This window comes from Janthinobacterium sp. C22, assembly GCF_057919405.1.
Map to the genome: position 1 here is coordinate 1,835,608 of NZ_CP193659.1, position 18,871 is coordinate 1,854,478.

An 18,871-nucleotide genomic window follows, 5' to 3' on the forward strand; every position below is an offset into this window, starting at 1 on the left:
TGGCCGCGTGTTTTTAATAGCGGTAAGTGACATACACGGCGCCGATCGGCGAGGTCTTGCGCTGCACGATGGGACTCTTGGCCGCGTCGCCCAGACGGCTCTCGACGCCGACCAGCGTGTTGATGCCCCAGCGCGCATCGAAGCGGTGTTCCCAGTTGACGGTGGCTTGCGCTTCATAGAAACCGCCCTTGGGCGTGTATTGCTTGAACGAGGTATTCGCGGCCTGGGTGGCCGTCACCCCATACATGGTCTGCACATACTTGCGCTCGCCCCAGCCCAGCTGGCCGCCGATGCTCACGCTGTCCTTCTGCATGCCCTTGGCATCGGCCCGGCCGTAGATCTGGCCTGTGGCGCCGAAATGCACATTCGCGCCATTTTCGCGGTTCGACAGGGGAATGTCGCTCGAGACGCTCAGCGACAGGCCTGGGAAGGGCGAATAGCCGGCGCTGAGCAGGGCGCTGGCGTTGCCCTTGACTTCGCCCATGCCCTTCAGGTAATCGCTGCCGCCCCAGCCGTTGGCGCCCGTGCGCTTGTGGTCTTCGCGGTTGCCGCGGTAGCCCAGCGCGGCGCTGTAGCTGAAGGGGCCGGCCTGGCCGCCATAGCCGATGCCGCGCGACGTGCTGAAGAACAGGCCATTGGTCATGGCGTAATCGAGGATGATCAACGGCGAGGCCGACAGCTTGTCGGCGCCGGAATAGCTGGACACGGCGGCGACGCCGCCGCCGATGGTGAAGACATTTTCCGCCGGCGGTTCGGCCGCCGCGGCGGCCAGCGGGTTGAGGATCATGCCGCTGGCGAGTGCCAGCGAGGTCAGCAGGGTTGTGGGTGCGTGCATGGAGTTTTCCGTCAGGTGGAGAACCGAGTCCGGAGTGGCTCGATTGACTGCCGACAGTATCGATCCTTGCCATGAAGGAAAAATGAGCCTTTTATTAAGATTGCATGAAGAGCGCTTCTTTACCCATTCTTCAGCTTGCGGTGGTTTAATGCTCACCATGAAGATACTGCTGATTGAAGACGATATGGACCTGGGCAACGGCGTGCGGATCGCCTTGCGCGACCAGGGCATGCAAGTGGTCTGGGTGCGCAGCCTGGAGGATGCGGCGCGCAGCATCGAGCACGACAGTTGCGAACTGGTGCTGCTGGACCTGGGCTTGCCCGATGGCGATGGCCTCGATTTGCTGGCCCGGCTGCGCGCGGCGCGCCTGCCAGTGCTGATCCTCAGTGCCCGCGATACGCTGGAACAGCGCTTGCGGGGTCTCGATGGGGGCGCCGACGATTACCTGGTGAAGCCCTTCGTGCTGGCCGAGCTGCTGTCGCGCGTGCGCGCCCTGGCACGCCGCAGCTATGGCTTCGATGGCGATACCATCGAATTGCGCGGCCTGCTGCTGCAGGTGCCCACGCGGCGTGTCAGCGTGCATGGCCGGCCCGTGGAGCTCACCGCCAGTGAATATGCCCTGCTGAAGACCTTGCTGATGCGCGCCAACCGGGTCATCACGCGCCGCGTGCTGGAAGAACACATCCTGCCCGGCGGGCTGGCCAATGCCAGCAACACCCTGGATGTGCATATGGGCAACCTGCGCCGCAAGATAGGCGAAGGCTATATCCGCACCGTGCGCGGCGTCGGCTATGTGATCGACCAGCAGGGCGAGACATCCACCCCGCCGGGCAGCGGCGCATGATGGGGCGTTTCTGGGCCATGCTGCGCCGGCCTACCCTGGTGCGCCGCCTGATGATGGCGCAAATGCTGATGCTGACCGTCCTGTGGAGCCTGGCCGTGGCGTATGTGCTGGTCGAGGGAGCTGGCGAAGCGAGCAATGTGACCCGCGGCGTGCTGCACGCCATTGTCAGCGTGGCCGATAACCTGGCCGAGCAGCCGCAGCGCCAGCAACAAAGCTTGCGCGCCATCGATGAAGCCTTGCGCGAGGAATTTGAAATGGGCCAGGTGCCGGAGCTGGCGCCGCGCATCCTGGTCTGGCGCGAGGGCAAACTGGTCTACAAGTCGCCCGATGCGCCCAGCGGTATCCGCAGCGCCGGCCCGGAGCAGATGGAAGTGGTGTACATCAAGGGCCAGGCCTGGCGCAGCCGCAGCCTGACCGAGGGCAGCACGCGCGTGACGGTGCTGGAAGCGGGAGGCGCCTGGCAATTTTTCATCACGATCAATTCACGCGGTTACTACCTGCTGCCGTTGCTGATCAGCCTGCCGTTTCTGCTGGTGCCGGCCTGGCTGTCGATCCGCCTGGCCATGCGCCCTTGGCGCAAGGTGGCGCAGGAGGTGGCGGCGCGCGGGCCACAGGATTTGCGTCCGCTGGCGTTCAAGCCGCCGCATGGCGAACTGGCGGCGCTGGTCGACAATATCAACGCCCTGTTGCAGCGGGTCGATGCCAGCGCCGCGCGCGAGCGCAGCTTCATCGCCGATGCCACGCATGAGCTGCGCACGCCGCTGGCGGCCATGCGCGTGAATGTCGAGGCCTTGCAGGGGCAGACGCATGATGCGCGTCAGCAAGAGCTACTGGACGGTATCTTGAACAGCGGCAAACGGGCCGCGCGCCTGGTGGGCCAGCTGCTGCAACTGACGCGCAGCGAAGTGCAGGCGGGCGGGGGCGAGTTGCCGCGGCGGCAGGCGCTCGATATCTTGCTGCAAGACCGTCTGGCGGCCCTGTCCGGCCTGGCCCAGGCGGGCGATATCGAGCTTGAATTGCAAGCCGGCGTCTCGCTCAGCGTACCCGGACAGCGCGAGAGCCTGGTCTCGCTGATCGACAACCTGGTGGAGAACGCCATCAAGTACAGTCCGCGCGGCAGCAGCGTGACGGTGTCGCTGCATGCGGAGCGGGGCCAGGCCGTGCTGCACGTGGCCGATCAGGGACCGGGCATCGCGCCGGCGCTGTATGAACGCGTGTTCGACCGCTTTTTCCGCGCGCCGCAGCAGGCGCAGCCAGGCAGCGGCCTGGGCTTGTCCATCGTCGCTTCCGTCGTGCGTCAGCACGGCGGCACGATTCAGTTGCACAGCGGTAATGGCGGCCTGGGCTTGCTGGTGGAGGTGCGCTTGCCGTTGGCCGAGGCCTGACCGCGCTGGCGTGCCTTGCGATATTGCATGAAGATTATTTCATGTGCCTATAACGCAAGATGGCATGGCGTGGCGCACGCTTGCGATGCATAATGCAAGACAGTTAAAAAACACCGTTATGCGCCCATTCCTGTCCCGCTACCTGCCGTACCCCGCCTTTGTCGGCCTGTACCTGCTGTTTGACTGGGCGACCTATATCGACCCGATGTACGGGCTGAACATCACCCCTGGAACCCCGATCCCGCGCTGGGCCTGGTATTTTGGCTGATCCATGGACGCAAGGCGGCGCTGCCATGGTTCATCGCCCTGGTGGCCGGCGAGGTGCTGGTGCGCGGCATGCCGGCAGGCCTGCCCCTGACCTTGCTCTGTTCGGCGTGGCTGGTGCTCGGCTATGGCGGCATCGGCGCCGTCTTGCGCCGCAGTTTCAGCAGCAGCGACATCTTCGACAACCGGCGCCGCCTGAGCGCCTGGGTCCTCATCGTGCTGCTTGGCACCGTGCTCAATGCGCTCGGCTATATTTCCTTGCTGTCGCTGACGGGGCGCATCCCGGCCAGCGAATGGGGCACGGCAGTCTGGCGTTTCGGCATCGGCGATACGGTCGGCATGCTGGTGTCGATGCCGCTGATCTGGGTGCTGTTCAGCGAGCGCGGGCGTGAGCGCCTGCGGGCCGCCGTCTGGCGCTGGGAAACCCTGGCTTACCTGGCGCTGGCCAGTTTCGTGCTGTGGAGCCTCTTCGGTTCCATCGTGCGTTCGGAATACAAGCATTTCTATTTCCTGTTTCTCCCCGTAATCTGGGCCGCCTCGCGCCAGGGCTTGCATGGCGCTGTGCTGGCCGTATTTGTATTGCAGCTATGCATCATCACCCTGGTGAAATGGACGCATGCGGTCGATATCCAGTTTTATGAATTGCAATTGCTCGACGCCGTGCTGGCGCTGGTGGGCTTTTTTATCGGCATCGTCGTCGATGAAATGCGCCAGGTGGCCGACGAACTGAAGCACACGATGCGCCTGGCGGCCGCCGGCGAAATGGCGGCCGCCCTGGCGCATGAGCTGAACCAGCCGCTGACGGCCTTGTCGACCTATGGCAAGGCGTGCGAATACCTGCTGGAACGGGGCGAGAACGGCGCCTTGCTGCGGGGCGCCATCGGGCACATGATCGTTGAATCGGGACGCGCCGCGGACGTGGTGCGCCGCCTGCGCGATTTTTTCCGTACCGGCGCGATGCAGCTCGAGGCGGTGCAGGCGAGCGCCTTGATCGCGGGCTTGGCGCGCCAGTTCACGCCGCTGTTCCATGAGCATGGCATCGAGCTGGTGCTGGCGCCGCCGTCGCCGCTGGCCGTCAACGCGGACCGCCTGCAAATCGAGCTGGTGCTGCGTAACTTGCTGGCCAATGCACAGGATGCGGTGATGGGCCAGCCGCGCGGCCAGCGCCGCATCACGGTGTCGGCCGAGCCGCTCGAGGGCGGCCGGCTGCGCCTGTCCGTGGAAGACAGCGGGCCCGGTATTTCCAATAGCCTGGCCGCACGCCTGTTCGAACCGTTCGTCTCGACCAAGGCCAGCGGCCTGGGGCTGGGGCTCGTGCTCAGCCGCAGCATCGTCGAAGCGCATGGCGGCCAGCTATGGGCCGAAGTGGGCAAGCATGGTATTTTTCGTTTTATCCTGCCCCTGGCGCACGCCGGTGCAGCCGCCAAGGGAGAGTATGGTGACAAGTAATTTGACGGTGTTTATCGTGGACGACGATCCCGCCGTGCGCGATGCGCTGGGTTTGCTGTTGGGCATACGCGGCTACCGCACGGCGCTGTTTTCCTGCGGCGAGGATTTCCTGCACAGCTGGCGGCCCGAGTGGGCCGGTTGTCTGCTGATCGATATCCGCATGTCGGGCATGGATGGCCTGAGCCTGCAGCGCCGCCTGCTGGAGCTCAACTGCATGCTGCCCATCATCATCATCACGGGGCACGGCGACGTGGCGCTGGCACGCCAGGCATTCAAGGCGCAGGCCAGCGATTTCCTGGAAAAACCATTTGACCACGACAAGCTGCTGGCCGCCATCGATGAAGCGTTTTCGCGCGAGGCGCATGCGCGCGGCCAGTTGCAGCGCCAAGTGGAAGGGCTGGCCTTGCTGCGCGCCCTGACGCCGCGCGAGCGCGAAGTGATGCATCTGGTGGTGACGGGCCAGCACAACCGCGACATCGCCCCGGCGCTGGGTATTTCCGTGCGCACCGTGGAAGTGCACAAGGCGCGCCTGATGGACAAGCTGGGTGTCGATAATGTGGCCGACCTGGTGCGCATCAGCATGCTGGGCACCGGCTAGCCGCGGCAGAGCCCTCTAGGCGATGGCCTTCAGTACCTGATCGCTTGAAATCGCCTTGACCCAGTCGCTGCGCCGCGCCACCGTGATGACGGTGCTGTTGGCGCTGTCGAAGGGTGCCCATTCGGGATTTTTCTTGCGCATCAATGCCACCACGGGCACATGCACGGCGTTCGCCAGATGCATGATCGATGTTTCCACTGAAATAATCAGGTCGCATTGCGCCAGCATGGCCGGCAGCTGGAAAAAGTTGTCGACGGCACTGAAGGCTTGCGTGCGCGGCAAGTTGTGCGCCCGCACGACGGCATCCACCCTGGCCAGTTCCTGCGGCATTGCATTGATCAGGAAGCAGGCATGCTGCCATTTCGGCATCGCCTGCATGCGCGCGATCAGCTCGGCAATGCGTTCCAGCGGCCAGCCGCGCTTGTGCGACTTGGCAAATGGATTCAATAGCACGAGCGGACCCTGGCGCGGGGCAAAGCCCCAGGCAGCCAGTTGCTCCTGCGCCTGCTGCAATGCGTGTTCGGGAATGTGCACGAAGGGGTAGCGTTCGGCCACGGGAATATCGAGTCCCGTCAATTGATGGAACCAGTCCGCATACACGCTGCTGATATGGTGTTCGCCGGCATCCTGTCCCGCATACGAGGCCAGCACGGCATCGATCTTGCGGTAGGCCAGGTAATGCCAGGGGCGTAGCGGGCTGAACGGCTTGCGCGTGCCGATCACCAGCCCGTGCGGGCTGATCGCGCGGGCAAGGTCCGCATATTGTTGTGGCCGTACGTGGGCCAGCGACACGACGACAGGATAGTGCTCCGCCTTCGCCTCGCGCAGTGACTCTTCGTATAGCGCCGGGCTGTAGGTCTTGCGGTAAACCTTGGAAAACAAACCCGACTGCTCTACCCAGTCGTACAGCGAATAGGTGCGCAAGCTTTCCCATTGTTTGGCGTCGGACGTGCGCCGTACTTCGTCGACCCACAGGTGGATCTGGAGATGGGGGTAGGCCGCGGCAAAGGCGCGGAAACCGTTTTGCAGGTAGGTAAAGTCTCCCAGCGCCAGATGGGCGATGAACAGAATTTTTTCCGACTTTTGCAGAAGTTCGGCGGGAATCAAAGGCGTCATGTATCAGTGCGATTTCAGGTATTCATTCGATGGCGTCATACCACTTGTTGGGAAAATTGCAGGCGATGCAGGTTGGCATACGCGCCGTCGGCATCCAATAATTGCTGGTGACTGCCGGTTTCCATTATTTTCCCATGCGACAATACCACGATACGGTCCGCACGTTCAATTGTTGATAGTCGATGAGCAATAACTAATGTCGTTCTGCCTTGCATCAGGTGCTCCAGCGCCGCTTGCACGGCCCGCTCCGCCTCCGTGTCCAGTGCCGAGGTGGCTTCATCGAGGATCAGGATGGGCGCATCCTTGTAGATCGCGCGGGCGATGGCCACGCGCTGGCGCTGGCCGCCGGACAGGCGCGAGCCGTTGTCGCCCAGGCGCGTTTCCAGGCCGTCGGGCAAGCCGTCGATGACGTCCGACAGGAAGGCGGCCGCCGCGGCCGCCTCGACGCGCTGCCGGTCCGGGGCCGCATCGCCATACGCGATGTTGGCGGCCAGGGTATCGTCGAACAACACCACCTGCTGGCTGACCATGGCGATCTGGCTGCGCAGGCTGGTCAGGGCGATGTCGTCAATATTCTGCCCATCGAGCAAGATTTCACCGCTGCTGACCGAATAAAAGCCGGGCAGCAGGCTGACCAGGGTGGACTTGCCGCCGCCGGACATGCCGACAAAGGCGACCGTTTGGCCTGGCGCGATGCGCAGATCGATGTGCTGCAGGGCCAGTTCCTGGTGCCCGGGGTAGGCAAAGCTGACATCCTTGAATTCGATGCGGCCTTTGCTGCGGCCCGCCAGCGGCTTGCCGCCCGTACGTTCCGGCGTCTTGTCGATCAGTAAAAAGACCTCTTCGGCGGCGGCCATCCCGCGCTGCAGGGGGCCGTTGACTTCAGCCAGTTGTTTCAGGGGCGTCAGCAGCATCAGCATGGCCGTGATGAAGGAAACGAAGCCGCCCACCGTGATTTGCCCCTGCTCCGACTGGAACAGGGCCATCACGATGACCAGGGCCACAGCGGCGGCGGTGATCACCTGCGTGATGGGCACGGTGGCGGAAAAGGTGGTGGTCATGCGCATGCTGTAGCGGCGCAATTGCTCGGCGCGCTCTTCGAACCGCGCCTTCTCGTACTGCTGTCCGCCGAAGATCTTGATCACCTGCTGGGCGCGCGTGGTTTCCTCGATGACCTGGGTCAGTTCGGCGTTGACGGCCAGCGAGTCGCGGTTGAGTTTTTTCAGGCGCTTGCCCGTGGTGCGCACGACGATGGTCAGCACGGGCAGCAGCACCAGGGTGACCAGGGTCAGTGCCCAGTTCAGGTACAGCAGCCAGGCCAGCAAGCCCAGCACGGTCAGCGAGGAGCGCACGATCGAAGTAAACACCTTGGTCACCATCTCGATGATCTGCTGCACTTCGAACATGATGGAGTTGATGACCTTGCCCACCGTGTGTGTGTTGTAGAAGTCGATGGGCAGGTTGAGCATGCTGGCAAACATCCGGCGCCGCAATTCGTTGAGGATGCGCGTGGAGACATAGCTCATCAGGTAACTGCTGGCAAACGTCGAGGCGCCGCGGATGGCAAAGATGCCGATGACGATCAGCGGCACCAGCCAGTAGGAAAATGCGACCTTGCCGCCGAAGCCATTGTCGAGCAGTAACTTGAGCGCATATGGCAGCAGCGGTTCCGTGCCCGCCGTGACGACCATCGCCAGCAGGGCCAGGGCCAGGTGTTTCTTGTAGGGCGCATGCAGCGCGGTGAGGCGCTTCAGGTCGGGCGTGAGCATCGGTATGGTTCCTTGCAGGGGACAGCAAAAACGGTCAGGCGGAAGACGAGCTCAAGCGATACGCTCTTGCTGGCGCAACAGGGCCCACAGTATCACCATCGGGAAGACCAGCATGATGATGCCGATATTCAGGGTGAGCGAACTCGTTGTCAGGCCAAAAATCATATAGCAAGTGCACAGTAGCATGCCTGCCAGAGCAAACGGCCTGGCGCCGGCAGGACCGCGGTGCGATGTGCGTGCAAACAGGGCCAAGGGCAGCAGGAGCAGAGCCAGCAGTGCCAGCACGCCAGTGATGCCGCGCTTGACCAGGACATCCAGGTAATCGCTATGAGCATTCGTATAGTCACTGACGAGTTTGCTAATTTTCCCTTCCGCCAGCATTATTTTTTCTGTTGCAGATAGCCGGAACGGCCCATGCCCAGCCATGGATGCTCTTTTACGAGCTCTGTCGCGGTATCCCACATCACCAGCCGCTGGCCAACTGAAGTGCTGACATCTCCGTCATTCTTGTATTTTTGCAATTCGGAGATGACCGTGGCCACACGCTGCTGTACCGGCGAATGCGGAATGGCATAGGCCAGGCTCACGAGGACAAACAGTAGCGACAGGGTGACGGCCAAATGACGGCGGCCGTGGTTTTTGGCGTGATGTATCGCCATGATGATGAGGCAGACGGGCAAAGCCAGCCAGCCTCCGCGGCTACCACTGATGACTGAACCGACGATGCCGGCAAGGCATCCCGTCAGCAACAGGCCACTCCAGGCATAACGGTGCGCCTGCGTGCGCGCCCAGTCGAGTCCGCAGAGCGCCAGTATGCCCAGTAGCATGCTGACATTGCCATAATGAATGGGGTTGCTGGTGGCCGCTTGCGGACGAATCAGGCTGTCAGGAACAAATTGCATCAAGGCATACGCTGCGCCGGCAATAGCGCCGACGGACAAGCCGGCCCACCAGAACATCGGCCGTGGTGGGTAAGCCAGCAGCAACAGCAGCACCGGGATCGCCAGCAGGGCGCGTAGGGGCATGTCGAATTCGCGCGGAGGATCGCCGTGGTACAGCATATTGGCGGTAAAGATCAGGAAATACGCCAGTAGGACACCGATCAGCAGATAGTCCTGACGCTGTAGAGCCAGGCTGGCACGTCTCCACAATAAGGAGCCGCTGGCCAATAGCAGAACCAGTGCGCCAAGGGAGTAACCACTGTTGACAGCCAGCGCCAATGCCGAAAAGAGAAAAACACAAACAGAGGTCAGGCCGAGCATGAATATCCTTGGTAACGCACGTCGTCGCCATGATGGCAACTGTAGCAACATAAAGTAGGCGTCATTGTAATCGAAGGTGCTTGCAAAAACGCTGACGGAGAATTTACTCTTCGATAACTATATGAGCGGTCTCAAGGGGAAGAATGAAAAAAACCATGGTTTTCAGCCATGGTTTTTTTGTAAGCAATGGTAACTTGCCGTTAATTTGCCAAGGCCGCAAGGCCTGTCATGCGTATCAGGCGATGGCCGGCACGCGCGTGGCCACGCCGGTGGCAATCGCCGCTTGCGACACGGCAGGCGCGACCCAGCTGCGCAGGCGCTCGTCGAATGGCGACGGAATCAGTTGCAGCGGCGTCAGCGCGCTGCTTTCGTGGCCTGGCAGCGGTTCTTTGGCCAGTGCGGCGATGGCGCGCACGCAGGCCAGCTTCATTTCTTCGTTGATGGTGGTGGCGCCCACGTCGAGCGCGCCGCGGAAGATGTACGGGAAGCACAGCACGTTGTTGATCTGGTTCGGGTAGTCCGAGCGGCCCGTGGCGACGATGGCGTCGTCGCGCACGGCATGCACTTTTTCCGGGGCGATTTCCGGATGCGGATTGGCCAGGGCGAAGATCAAAGGCTTGGCGGCCATCGATTCGACCATCTGCGCGCTCACCACGCCGCCCTTCGAGACGCCGATGAAGATGTCGGCGCCGACCATGGCGTCGGCCAGGTCGCGGTCGCTCGTATCGTTCGCGTAGCGCGCCTTGTTCTCTTCCATGCTGGCATCGCGGCCCGGGTAGATCACGCCCTGGCTGTCGCAGACCTTCAGCAGCGACTTGTTCAGGCCCAGCGAGACGAGCAGGTCCAGGCAGGCGATCGATGCCGCGCCGGCACCCGAGACGGCCACCTTGACGTTGCCGATATCCTTGCCCACCAGTTCCAGGCCGTTCAGGATGCCGGCCGCGACGATGATGGCCGTGCCGTGCTGATCGTCGTGGAAGACGGGAATGTTCATGCGCTTGCGCAATTGCTGTTCGATGTAGAAGCAGTCGGGCGCCTTGATGTCTTCCAGGTTGATGCCGCCGAAGGTCGGCTCCATGCGCACCACGGTGTCGATGAACAGGTCGGGATCGTTCTCGGCCAGTTCGATGTCGAACACATCGACGTCGGCGAACTGCTTGAACAGGCAAGCCTTGCCTTCCATCACCGGTTTGCTGGCCAGCGGGCCGATATCGCCCAGGCCCAGCACGGCGGTGCCGTTGGTGATCACGGCCACCAGGTTGCTGCGCGACGTGTAGGTGCCGGCCGTGCGCGGATCTTCCACGATGGCTTCGCAGGCGAAGGCCACGCCCGGCGAATACGCCAGGGTCAGGGCGCGGGCATCGCCCAGCGGTTTGGTTGGCGTGACGGAAATCTTGCCTGCACGGGGCTGTGCGTGATAGGCGAGGGCGGCTTCTTTCAGGTTGAAGGTTTCGCCGTTCTGTTCGGCGTGCTTGCTGTGGGAAGTAGACATAGGAATTCTGGGAAGGGCAACCAGGCCCGAGTGGTAAGTCCGAGCCATGGTATGCAAGCGTTTGCACGCTGTCAAGGCTGGAATGTACTTAAGAGTCTCAAAACCGCTTTGGACAACGGCTTTATTTCAATGCAAGCGTTTGCTCGGTTTTTGACGAAAAGGGGAATTTTGCGATAAAATCACGGTATTGCGATCCGGGAAGCCCATGACAAACAAGAACCCCACCTTAAGCGACGTCGCGCGGGCCAGCGGCGTGCACTTTTCCACCGTGTCGCGCGTGATGAACCCGGCAACGCGGCAAATGGTCAGCGCCGAGGTGGCCGCGCGCGTGCTGGCCGAAGCGGGCCGCCTCGGCTACCGCCCCAACCGCGCCGCTTCCACCCTCGTCACGCGCAAGTCGCGCATCATCGGCGTGGTCTTGCCCGACATCACCAACGCTGTTTTCCCGCCGATTTTGCTGGGCATCGAAGAAGGCTTGCGCAAGCATGGCTACCTGGCCATCGTCGCCAACGTGGGCGCCGACGAGGAAGAGCAGCTGTTCGTCATCAACCGCCTGCTGGGGCAGCAGGTCGATGGCCTGATTTTGGCTACCGCACGGCGCGACGATCCCGTCATCAAGATGTGCATCGACCAGAACGTGCCGGTGGTTACCGTCAATCGCAGCGACGAGACGGGCGTCGCTTCCTGCGTCGTCAGCGACGACGTGGTCGGCATGCGTCTGGCCGTGGAACACCTGCTGGCGCTGGGCCACCGCCATATCGCGCACATCGCCGGTCCGGAAAACCTGTCCACGGGCCACGTGCGCCGCCTCGGTTTCCTTGCCGCCATCCAGGCCAGCGAACTCGCTCCCTCGCAAGCGTTCGTTTTTGAAAGCAGCGGCTATTCGCGCGAATGCGGCAAGGCGGCCCTGCTGGAACTGCTGCGCCAGTCGCCGCAAACGACGGCCGTGGTGACGGGCAGCGACCTGGTTGCCCTCGGCTGCTACGACGCCATCCGCGAACTGGGCTTGAACTGCCCCGCGGATATTTCCGTGGTGGGCCACAACGACATGCCGTATATGGACATGATCCGTCCGCCCCTGACCACCATCCGCATCCGCCACCACGGCATCGGCACGGAAGCGGCCCGGCTGATCCTGCAAACCATCGCCGCGCCCGATTCCCCGGTGCTCGACGTGCGCCTGAAACCCGAACTGGTGGTGCGCGAATCGACGGCCGCGCCGCGCGCCTGACACCTTCTTGCCCTTCTTTCGTCCGAATATGTTTAAATCTTGATATTGATAATTGTCAAGGCCGCGCCATGCAGACGAGAGCAAAGCAAGCACAGCAGGGAGGCCGCTGATGCCGAAGAATTTCGGCATGCCCGGCAACGCCTGGCGCTATGCGCTGGGCAGCGACTATGGCTATTGCTCGCCGCTACTCGAAGGCATTGAATTTGAAAACGAGTGGGTTACTATCCGCGAATCGGCGATCCGCATCCGCGCCGGCTATGCCTGGGATGGCTGTTCGCCCTGTATCAGCGTGCTCGGCCTGTTTTACGTGGGGACGCCCGATGGCGCGCAGCACCTGGGTTTGCCGGCCACCTATCACGCCAGCCTCGTGCATGACGTGCTGTGCCAGTGGCGCGCCGACATTCCCGTCACCCGCGCGCAATCGATCGCCATTTTCCACCAGTTGCTCAGGGAGGTGCGCTTCCCCTTGGCGGGACTGTATGCGGGCGCCGTCTTTCTGTTCGGGCCGCGGCGCGACTTCATGCGGCCTGGCGCGCGCATCGCAGCGCCCGCCCCGCACCCGCCAGGCGCAACATTAAAGCGGCGCTAACGCCGCCGCCGACGCGCCATGATGTTAAACTGGCGCCCCTCAACGTATTTTGCCCTCTATCGCCATGACCAAAACCAACACGCCTTCCCCGAAACGCCGCGAAGAGGGCGTCGCCAAGCTGACCGTCAATCCCTTCCTGGACGCCGAGTTTTACGCGCGCATGCGCGACTACACGGAGCGCGATGCGGCCATCATCAAGGAATTGAAGGCGATCGCCGAGATCCGCGCCGGCAACAAGCAGCCCGATCCTCGCCTGGCGCCGTCGTTGCAAGCACTGCGCGATACCGTCAAGAAAGGCTTGAGCTTTGGCGAGATGCTCGAGCGCATGGCTGCCGGCAAGGAAAAAGGCTTGTGGGAACCGTGGATGACGACCTTCGGCATCGAGATCCGCGCCGTCAACTACGGCGCCGGCCCGCGCAACGCCTGCCTGGTGCTGGACCTGGCCGCGAATGCCCCCGCGCACGCCATGTTCGCCAAGGCCGGCATCCAGAACTGGCGCAGCCTGGCCGCCGACGACTGCGCCGTCGTGCGCTCGGAAAAAGCGACGGAAACGTCGCCGCTGAAAGTGTATGCCGTGTTTTACCTGGACCCGCTGCCGGCCTGAACCAGCAGCACCACCGCCAGCACGATCAGCATCACGCCCGACAGCCGTTCCAGCAACGGCAGCGCGCGCGCAAAGCGCTGCCGCAGGGCGGTGCTGCCGATGGCCAGCGCCACGGTCATATCCCACGCCAGCACGGCAAAGACCATCCACGCGCCATACGCCGCCATCGCAGCGGGGCTCGTCTGCCTGGCGGCCAGCACGGTGGCGAGGCTGACGTAGAACAGCGCATTCTTCGGATTCAGGATGGCGGACATGAATCCCATCAAAACGCCGCCGCGCCAGTTTTCCCTGGCTGCCGCCGGCGTGGCTGCCAGGCTGCTCTTGCCCGCATGGCGCAAGAACAGCCAGCCCAGGTAAAGCAGATAGGCGCATCCTGCCAACTGCACCGCCATGAACGCCGTACTGCCGGTCCGCAGCACCGATAGGCCTCCAAACGCCGCCGCGATAAATACGGCATTGGCCAGCGTAATGCCCACGCAAGCAGCAGTGGCGCCGCGCCAGCCGTGAGCCAGCGCGCTGCGCGACACGAGGAAGAAGTCTGGGCCGGGCGACAGCAAGGCCAGGAAATGGGCGGCGGCGATCAATAGAAAATCCTGCATCAGGCGCGACTCCGTCAACAATGGGAAGACGAGTATGCGGATGTGCTGGCGATGTGTATTGAATAAAATTGCAGCTAGCGGTAGCGACCCGGCGTGATGCCGGCATGGGCCTTAAAGACGCGCTGGAAGTGGCTCTGGTCGGCAAAGCCCAGCTCATGCGCCAGCTGCGCCAACGCCGTTCCCGCCTGCAAACGGCTGCGCGCGCGGTTGACGTGCGCGTTCAGCTGGTAGGCATGCGGCGTCATGCCGGTGGCGGCGCGAAAGGCGCGGATCAATTGAAAAGGGCTCAGGCCTGCCGCTTCCGCCAGTTGCCGCAGGCTGGCCGAGGGTTGCGCCTGCAGCGTTGCGAGCACGGGCGCCAGCTGCCGCGGCACCGGCCTGCGTTCCGAGGGCAGCAGGTCTGCTTCGGTGCTGGCGCAAGCGCCCAGGAACGCCAGCAGCGCCGCATTTTTTCGGCTGCGCCGGCCGTTGAAAACAGCAGTGCATGCATGGCGCAAAACTGCGCGTACAGCAGCGGGCAGTGCAACACCGTCGCCGTGTCGCCATCGAGCGCCGGCGCGTGGGCTTGCAGCCATTGCGCATCGAGATGCAGCATCTGGTAGCTCCAGACGGCGTCAGGCAGGGGATTGCAGGCGTGCACGCAGCCGGCCGGCACCAGCACCAGGCTGCCATTGCCGAGGGCCACCTTGCCGTCTTTGCTGCCCGTAAAGATGCTGCCGCCAGAATCGACGGCGCCGATGGAAAACGTGGGATGGCTGTGCGGCTTGTAGCACGCCCGGCTGTGGCAGGCGCGCCGGCTCTCCACGTGGGGCAAGGCCGGGTCGCGCCGGAAGGCGGTGGTGCCGGGCATGGCTACATCAGGATGACGTCGTACTGCTCCTGGTGGTAGGCGTTCTCCACCTGCAGCGAGATTTTCTTGCCGATGAAGTCGCCCAGCATGGCCAGGTGCTGCGATTCTTCCTCTAAAAATAAATCGACGACTTCCTGCGAGGCGAGGATGCGGAATTCGCGCGGGTTGAACTGTTTCGCTTCGCGCAGCAGTTCGCGCAGGATTTCATAGCAGATCGTGCGCGAGGTCTTGACTTGACCCTTGCCGGCGCAGGCGGGGCACGGTTCGCACAGGATGTGCGCCAGCGATTCGCGCGTGCGTTTGCGCGTCATTTCCACCAGGCCCAGCGGCGAGAAGTTGCTCACCGAAACCTTGGTGCGGTCGCGCGACAGGGTGCGTTTCAGTTCGGCCAGCACGGCGTTGCGGTGCTCGGCGTTATCCATGTCGATGAAGTCGAGGATGATGATGCCGCCCAGGTTGCGCAGGCGCAACTGGCGCGCGATGGCGTGCGCCGCTTCCAGGTTGGTCTTGAAGATGGTGTCGGCGAAGTTGCGCCCGCCCACAAAGCCGCCCGTGTTGACGTCGATGGTGGTCATCGCCTCCGTCTGGTCGACGATCAGGTAGCCGCCGGACTTCAAATCCACGCGGCGGCCCAGCGCGCGCAAAATCTCTTCTTCCACGCCGTACAGGTCGAACAGGGGGCGCTCGCCCGTGTAGTGCTGCAGGCGCGTCAGTTCGCTGGGCGTGTAGATTTCCGCGAATTCGCGCAGCTTGACATAGTTTTCGCGCGAATCGACCTGGATGGTGGCCGTTTCATCGCCGACGAAGTCGCGCAGCACGCGCTGCGCCAGGCTCAAGTCCTGGTGCAGCAGGCTGGTGGCGGGACGCGTGCGCGCGCCGTGCGTGATCGTGCTCCAGGTTTTTCTCAGGTAGTCGACGTCCGCCTTCAGGTCAGCGTCGGACGCGTCCTCGGCCATGGTGCGCACGATGTAGCCGCCTTTTTCATCGGGCGGCAGCAGGCTTTGCAGGCGCACGCGCAGCTGTTCGCGCTCCGCTTCCTTTTCGATTTTCTGCGAGATGCCGATGTGCTTGTCTTGCGGCAGGTACACCAGCATGCGCCCGGCGATGGAAATCTGCGTCGACAGCCGCGCGCCCTTGGTGCCGATGGGGTCCTTGATCACCTGCACCGTCAGTACCTGGCCGTCGAAGAGGATTTTTTCTATCGGTGCCGGCGTGGCGTTCTGGCCGTCGTGGCCGCGCGCTTCCCAGATGTCGGCCACGTGCAGGAAGGCGGCGCGTTCCAGGCCGATGTCGATGAAGGCCGACTGCATGCCCGGCAACACCCGCACCACTTTGCCGGAATACACATTGCCGGCCAGGCCGCGCGTGAGCGTGCGCTCGATGTGCAATTCCTGCACGGCGCCCTGCAGGATGAGGGCGACGCGCGTTTCTTGCGGCGTGATATTGATCAGGATGTCTTCGTTCATGGGGGCGCGGGAGTGGAGGCAACGAATGACATCATACCCGGGATCAGGGCAGGGGCAAACCTGCCAGCCGTAGCAATTGTGCGGTTTCGTACAGGGGCAGACCCATGATGCCGGAATGGCTGCCTTCGATATGCTCGACGAACAGGGCGGCGCTGCCCTGGATGCCGTAGCCGCCGGCCTTGTCGTACGGTTCCGGCGTGGCGCAATAGGCGGCGATCGAGGCGGGCGAGAGCACGCCGAAGCGCACTTGCGACACTTGCGTGCGCTGCTCGGCGAAGTCCTTGTAGTGCACGGCGATCGAGGTCAGCACCTCGTGCGTGCGGCCCGACAGCTGCTGCAGCATCGCCACAGCTTCCGCCCGGTCGGCCGGCTTGCCGAGGATGACGCCGTCGATGGTGACGGTGGTGTCGGCCGCCAGCACGGGGCGCGGGGTCAGGTGGCGGCGGCGCACCAGGTCCCAGGCGAAGGCGGCTTTTTCATTCGACACGCGGGCGACATAGTCGAGCGCCGATTCGCCGGGAAGCACTTCCTCGGTGACGTCGGCGCCGCGCGGGCCGTCGCTGCGCAGCAGCAGCAATTCGAAATCGATGCCGATCTGGCGCAGCAGTTCGCGCCGGCGCGGGCTTTTGGATGCGAGGTAGATCTTGTGATCAGCCGTTTTCATGGGGGAGTTCAGACGCGGTGGTAGGGGTGGTTTTGCGTGATCGACCAGGCGCGATAGAGCTGCTCGGCGAGGATCACGCGCACCACGCCGTGCGGCAGGGTCATGCTGGAAATGCGCAGCATGCCTTCGGCACGCGCCTTGAGTTGCGGATCGAGGCCGTCGGCGCCGCCGATCAAAAAGGCGGTGTCGCGGCCATCCTGCTGCCACGCCATCAGCTGCTGCGACAGCCCGACGCTGGTCAGGTCCTTGCCGCGTTCGTCGAGGGCGATGATGCGCACGCCCTTGGGCAGGACGGCTTCGATGCGCTCGCGTTCCAGCGCCATCGCCGTGGCGGCGGTCTTGCTGCCGGAACGCTCCACCGGCTTGATTTCTTTCAGCACGATGCGCAGTTCCGGCGGCATGCGCTTCGCGTATTCCGCGAAGCCCGTCTCTATCCAGGCCGGCATTTTATGGCCGACCGCAGCGATGATGAGCTGCATCGACGCTTACGCTTCGACTTTTTTGATACGCTTGATCACGGTTTTTGCCGGTGCGGCATCGGCTGCAGGCTTGGCCGCGCGCGGGGCGCGTACTTTTTCTCCGGCAGCGCTTTCAGCGCTTTCACGGCGGCCGCTTCGGTCTTGGTAGGCGCGACTTTCACGGTCTTGCCGACAGCTTTGGAAACGGCGGCCTTTTTCGCCGGCGCTTTCTTGGCGGCGGTGGCAGCCGTGGCTTTCTTCGCTGGCGTTTTCTTTTCGATCACGGGCGCAGCTTCCACATTGGCCTTGCTTGCCGCCAGATGGCCGCTGACCTTTTTCGGCTCGTCGCCGGCCGCTTTTTTCGGCGCGCGCTTGGCGGCACCCAGCTTGACCGGGGTGTCGCCCCAGATTTCTTCCAGGCGGTAGTAGGCGCGGATAGGCGCTTGCATGATGTGGACGATCATGTCGCCCAGATCGACCAGCACCCATTCACCCGTGTCCTCGCCTTCCATGCCGATGATTTGGCCGCCGGCGTCCTTGACCTTGTCGCGCACCGAGGCGGCCAGCGCCTTGGTTTGACGGTTCGAGGTGCCGGAGACGATCGCGATGCGGTCGAACAGGCTGGTCAGGTGGCTCGTTTCGAAGACGGCGATGTCTTGGCCTTTGACGTCTTCAAGGGCGTCAACGACGAGGGTTTGCAGTTTTTTGATGTCCATTTAGCTTTTGTATAAATTATGTTGTTCAATATAGTCTAGCACTAGCGGGGAAACAAGCGGGTTTGCCCGATTCCCCCGTTGTAATGCCGCACGTATTTCGGTGGCGGAGATATCCACCGCGAAGTCCTGTGCCAGATAAGTCAGACCGTGCGGCGTGTTGCGGATGCTTTCCAGAGACCCCAGGCGGCGCGAAAATGCATCGGCGACCACTTGCGGTACTGCTGTGTCATTCAGCGCGAAGCCGGGGCGGGCCGCGACGCAGATATGCGCGTATTCAAATAATTGCTGCCATTCGCGCCATGTCGCGAGCCGCTGCAGCTGGTCGGCGCCCATCAGGAAAACGATGGAAGCGCGCGGTCCCAGCTCGGCGCGTACCTGGCGCAAGGTATCGATGGTGTAGCTGGCCTGGCCATGTTCGCTGCGCTCGATTTCCTGGCGGTCGATCACCACGGGCAGGGGCAGGCCGGCGAAGGCCAGGCTGGCCATCTCGGCGCGCTGCGCGCCGCTGGCGCCCAGCTTACCCTTTTGCCAGGGCGCGCCGGCCGGAATCACGCGCAGTTCATCGGCGTGCAGCAGGCTGGAAAAATGCGTGCCCAGCGCGACGTGGCCCATGTGCACCGGATCGTAGCTGCCGCCCAGCAGCGTCACGCATGCCGTACTGCCCGCAGTACTACCCGCCG

Annotated in this window: 21 protein-coding genes and 1 pseudogene; 8 read left to right on the top strand and 14 right to left on the bottom strand. The window is 63.2% G+C overall.

The genetic code is table 11. The features are described 5' to 3' along the window. Nucleotides 1-13: 13 nt before the first annotated feature. A complete protein-coding gene (locus tag ACRHIG_RS08470; RefSeq protein ID WP_475417434.1) occupies nucleotides 14-835 on the bottom strand; it encodes a MipA/OmpV family protein in 822 nt (273 codons plus the stop codon). 157 nt (nucleotides 836-992) lie between these two features. On the opposite strand from ACRHIG_RS08470, the gene ACRHIG_RS08475 reads away from it, so the two are divergent. The 5 genes from ACRHIG_RS08475 (at nucleotide 993) to ACRHIG_RS08495 (ending at nucleotide 5,375) form a co-directional block, all read left to right on the top strand. Then, entirely contained in the window at nucleotides 993-1,679 is a 687-nt protein-coding gene (locus ACRHIG_RS08475; RefSeq protein ID WP_326456241.1) for a response regulator, read from the top strand. Beyond that, a complete protein-coding gene (locus ACRHIG_RS08480; RefSeq protein ID WP_489629919.1) occupies nucleotides 1,676-3,064 on the top strand; it encodes a sensor histidine kinase in 1,389 nt (462 codons plus the stop codon). Before ACRHIG_RS08475 ends, ACRHIG_RS08480 begins: the two co-directional genes overlap by 4 nt. Before the next feature lie 64 nt (nucleotides 3,065-3,128). Further along, complete coding sequence (locus ACRHIG_RS08485) at nucleotides 3,129-3,332, top strand: hypothetical protein (RefSeq protein WP_489629920.1); 204 nt, start codon at nucleotides 3,129-3,131, stop codon at nucleotides 3,330-3,332. 20 nt (nucleotides 3,333-3,352) lie between these two features. Beyond that, complete coding sequence (locus ACRHIG_RS08490; protein ID WP_489630772.1) at nucleotides 3,353-4,777, top strand: sensor histidine kinase; 1,425 nt, start codon at nucleotides 3,353-3,355, stop codon at nucleotides 4,775-4,777. After that, entirely contained in the window at nucleotides 4,767-5,375 is a 609-nt protein-coding gene (locus tag ACRHIG_RS08495) for a response regulator transcription factor (protein ID WP_489629921.1), read from the top strand. The genes ACRHIG_RS08490 and ACRHIG_RS08495 overlap by 11 nt, the downstream gene beginning before the upstream one ends. A gap of 15 nt (nucleotides 5,376-5,390) precedes the next feature. Here the strand turns inward: ACRHIG_RS08495 and ACRHIG_RS08500 are convergent, their stop codons facing one another. The 5 genes and pseudogenes from ACRHIG_RS08500 to ACRHIG_RS08520 form a co-directional block, all read right to left on the bottom strand. After that, on the bottom strand, nucleotides 5,391-6,491 hold the full coding sequence (locus ACRHIG_RS08500) for a glycosyltransferase family 9 protein (protein WP_475417439.1): 1,101 nt from the start codon (nucleotides 6,489-6,491) through the stop codon (nucleotides 5,391-5,393). 35 nt (nucleotides 6,492-6,526) lie between these two features. Continuing rightward, a complete protein-coding gene (gene msbA / locus ACRHIG_RS08505; RefSeq protein ID WP_475417440.1) occupies nucleotides 6,527-8,260 on the bottom strand; it encodes a lipid A export permease/ATP-binding protein MsbA in 1,734 nt (577 codons plus the stop codon). Nucleotides 8,261-8,311: 51 nt separating this feature from the next. Then, nucleotides 8,312-8,641, bottom strand: a complete 330-nt coding sequence (locus ACRHIG_RS08510) for a hypothetical protein (protein WP_489629922.1) — start codon at nucleotides 8,639-8,641, stop codon at nucleotides 8,312-8,314. Next, nucleotides 8,641-9,522 carry an O-antigen ligase family protein gene (locus ACRHIG_RS08515; protein ID WP_489629923.1) on the bottom strand — a complete coding sequence of 294 codons (882 nt, stop codon included), beginning with the start codon at nucleotides 9,520-9,522 and terminating at the stop codon, nucleotides 8,641-8,643. Before ACRHIG_RS08515 ends, ACRHIG_RS08510 begins: the two co-directional genes overlap by 1 nt. A gap of 253 nt (nucleotides 9,523-9,775) precedes the next feature. Continuing rightward, nucleotides 9,776-11,014, bottom strand: a pseudogene (locus tag ACRHIG_RS08520) (malic enzyme-like NAD(P)-binding protein); the annotation flags it as partial. Nucleotides 11,015-11,219: 205 nt separating this feature from the next. Between ACRHIG_RS08520 and ACRHIG_RS08525 the strand changes: the two are divergent. The 3 genes from ACRHIG_RS08525 (at nucleotide 11,220) to ACRHIG_RS08535 (ending at nucleotide 13,438) form a co-directional block, all read left to right on the top strand. After that, the gene (locus ACRHIG_RS08525; protein WP_475416637.1) at nucleotides 11,220-12,245 is read left to right on the top strand and encodes a LacI family DNA-binding transcriptional regulator; all 1,026 of its coding nucleotides are present in this window, start codon (nucleotides 11,220-11,222) and stop codon (nucleotides 12,243-12,245) included. Nucleotides 12,246-12,354: 109 nt separating this feature from the next. Then, complete coding sequence (locus ACRHIG_RS08530; protein WP_489629924.1) at nucleotides 12,355-12,834, top strand: hypothetical protein; 480 nt, start codon at nucleotides 12,355-12,357, stop codon at nucleotides 12,832-12,834. A 64-nt stretch (nucleotides 12,835-12,898) separates the two neighbouring features. Further along, nucleotides 12,899-13,438 carry a hypothetical protein gene (locus ACRHIG_RS08535; RefSeq protein WP_475416635.1) on the top strand — a complete coding sequence of 180 codons (540 nt, stop codon included), beginning with the start codon at nucleotides 12,899-12,901 and terminating at the stop codon, nucleotides 13,436-13,438. Here the strand turns inward: ACRHIG_RS08535 and ACRHIG_RS08540 are convergent. The 8 genes from ACRHIG_RS08540 to nadD all read right to left on the bottom strand — a co-directional run bounded on the left by ACRHIG_RS08540 (nucleotide 13,414) and on the right by nadD (nucleotide 18,839). Next, a complete protein-coding gene (locus ACRHIG_RS08540; RefSeq protein ID WP_489629925.1) occupies nucleotides 13,414-14,037 on the bottom strand; it encodes a LysE family translocator in 624 nt (207 codons plus the stop codon). The two genes, ACRHIG_RS08535 and ACRHIG_RS08540, sit on opposite strands and share 25 nt — an antisense overlap. 74 nt (nucleotides 14,038-14,111) lie before the next feature. Continuing rightward, nucleotides 14,112-14,390 (bottom strand): helix-turn-helix transcriptional regulator, encoded by a 279-nt coding sequence (locus ACRHIG_RS08545; RefSeq protein WP_489629926.1) that lies wholly within the window; start codon nucleotides 14,388-14,390, stop codon nucleotides 14,112-14,114. Further along, nucleotides 14,324-14,887 (bottom strand): AraC family ligand binding domain-containing protein, encoded by a 564-nt coding sequence (locus ACRHIG_RS08550; RefSeq protein ID WP_489629927.1) that lies wholly within the window; start codon nucleotides 14,885-14,887, stop codon nucleotides 14,324-14,326. The genes ACRHIG_RS08545 and ACRHIG_RS08550 overlap by 67 nt, the downstream gene beginning before the upstream one ends. Before the next feature lie 2 nt (nucleotides 14,888-14,889). After that, a complete protein-coding gene (gene rng / locus ACRHIG_RS08555) occupies nucleotides 14,890-16,353 on the bottom strand; it encodes a ribonuclease G (protein ID WP_034747098.1) in 1,464 nt (487 codons plus the stop codon). A gap of 43 nt (nucleotides 16,354-16,396) precedes the next feature. After that, entirely contained in the window at nucleotides 16,397-17,017 is a 621-nt protein-coding gene (locus ACRHIG_RS08560) for a Maf family protein (RefSeq protein ID WP_070224393.1), read from the bottom strand. A gap of 8 nt (nucleotides 17,018-17,025) precedes the next feature. Next, nucleotides 17,026-17,496, bottom strand: a complete 471-nt coding sequence (rlmH, locus tag ACRHIG_RS08565) for a 23S rRNA (pseudouridine(1915)-N(3))-methyltransferase RlmH (protein WP_034747108.1) — start codon at nucleotides 17,494-17,496, stop codon at nucleotides 17,026-17,028. Nucleotides 17,497-17,531: 35 nt separating this feature from the next. Then, nucleotides 17,532-18,191: a ribosome silencing factor gene (rsfS, locus tag ACRHIG_RS08570; RefSeq protein WP_489629928.1), complete on the bottom strand. Its 660-nt coding sequence runs from the start codon at nucleotides 18,189-18,191 to the stop codon at nucleotides 17,532-17,534. Then, on the bottom strand, nucleotides 18,192-18,839 hold the full coding sequence (gene nadD / locus ACRHIG_RS08575; RefSeq protein ID WP_475416631.1) for a nicotinate (nicotinamide) nucleotide adenylyltransferase: 648 nt from the start codon (nucleotides 18,837-18,839) through the stop codon (nucleotides 18,192-18,194). Nucleotides 18,840-18,871 lie beyond the last annotated feature (32 nt).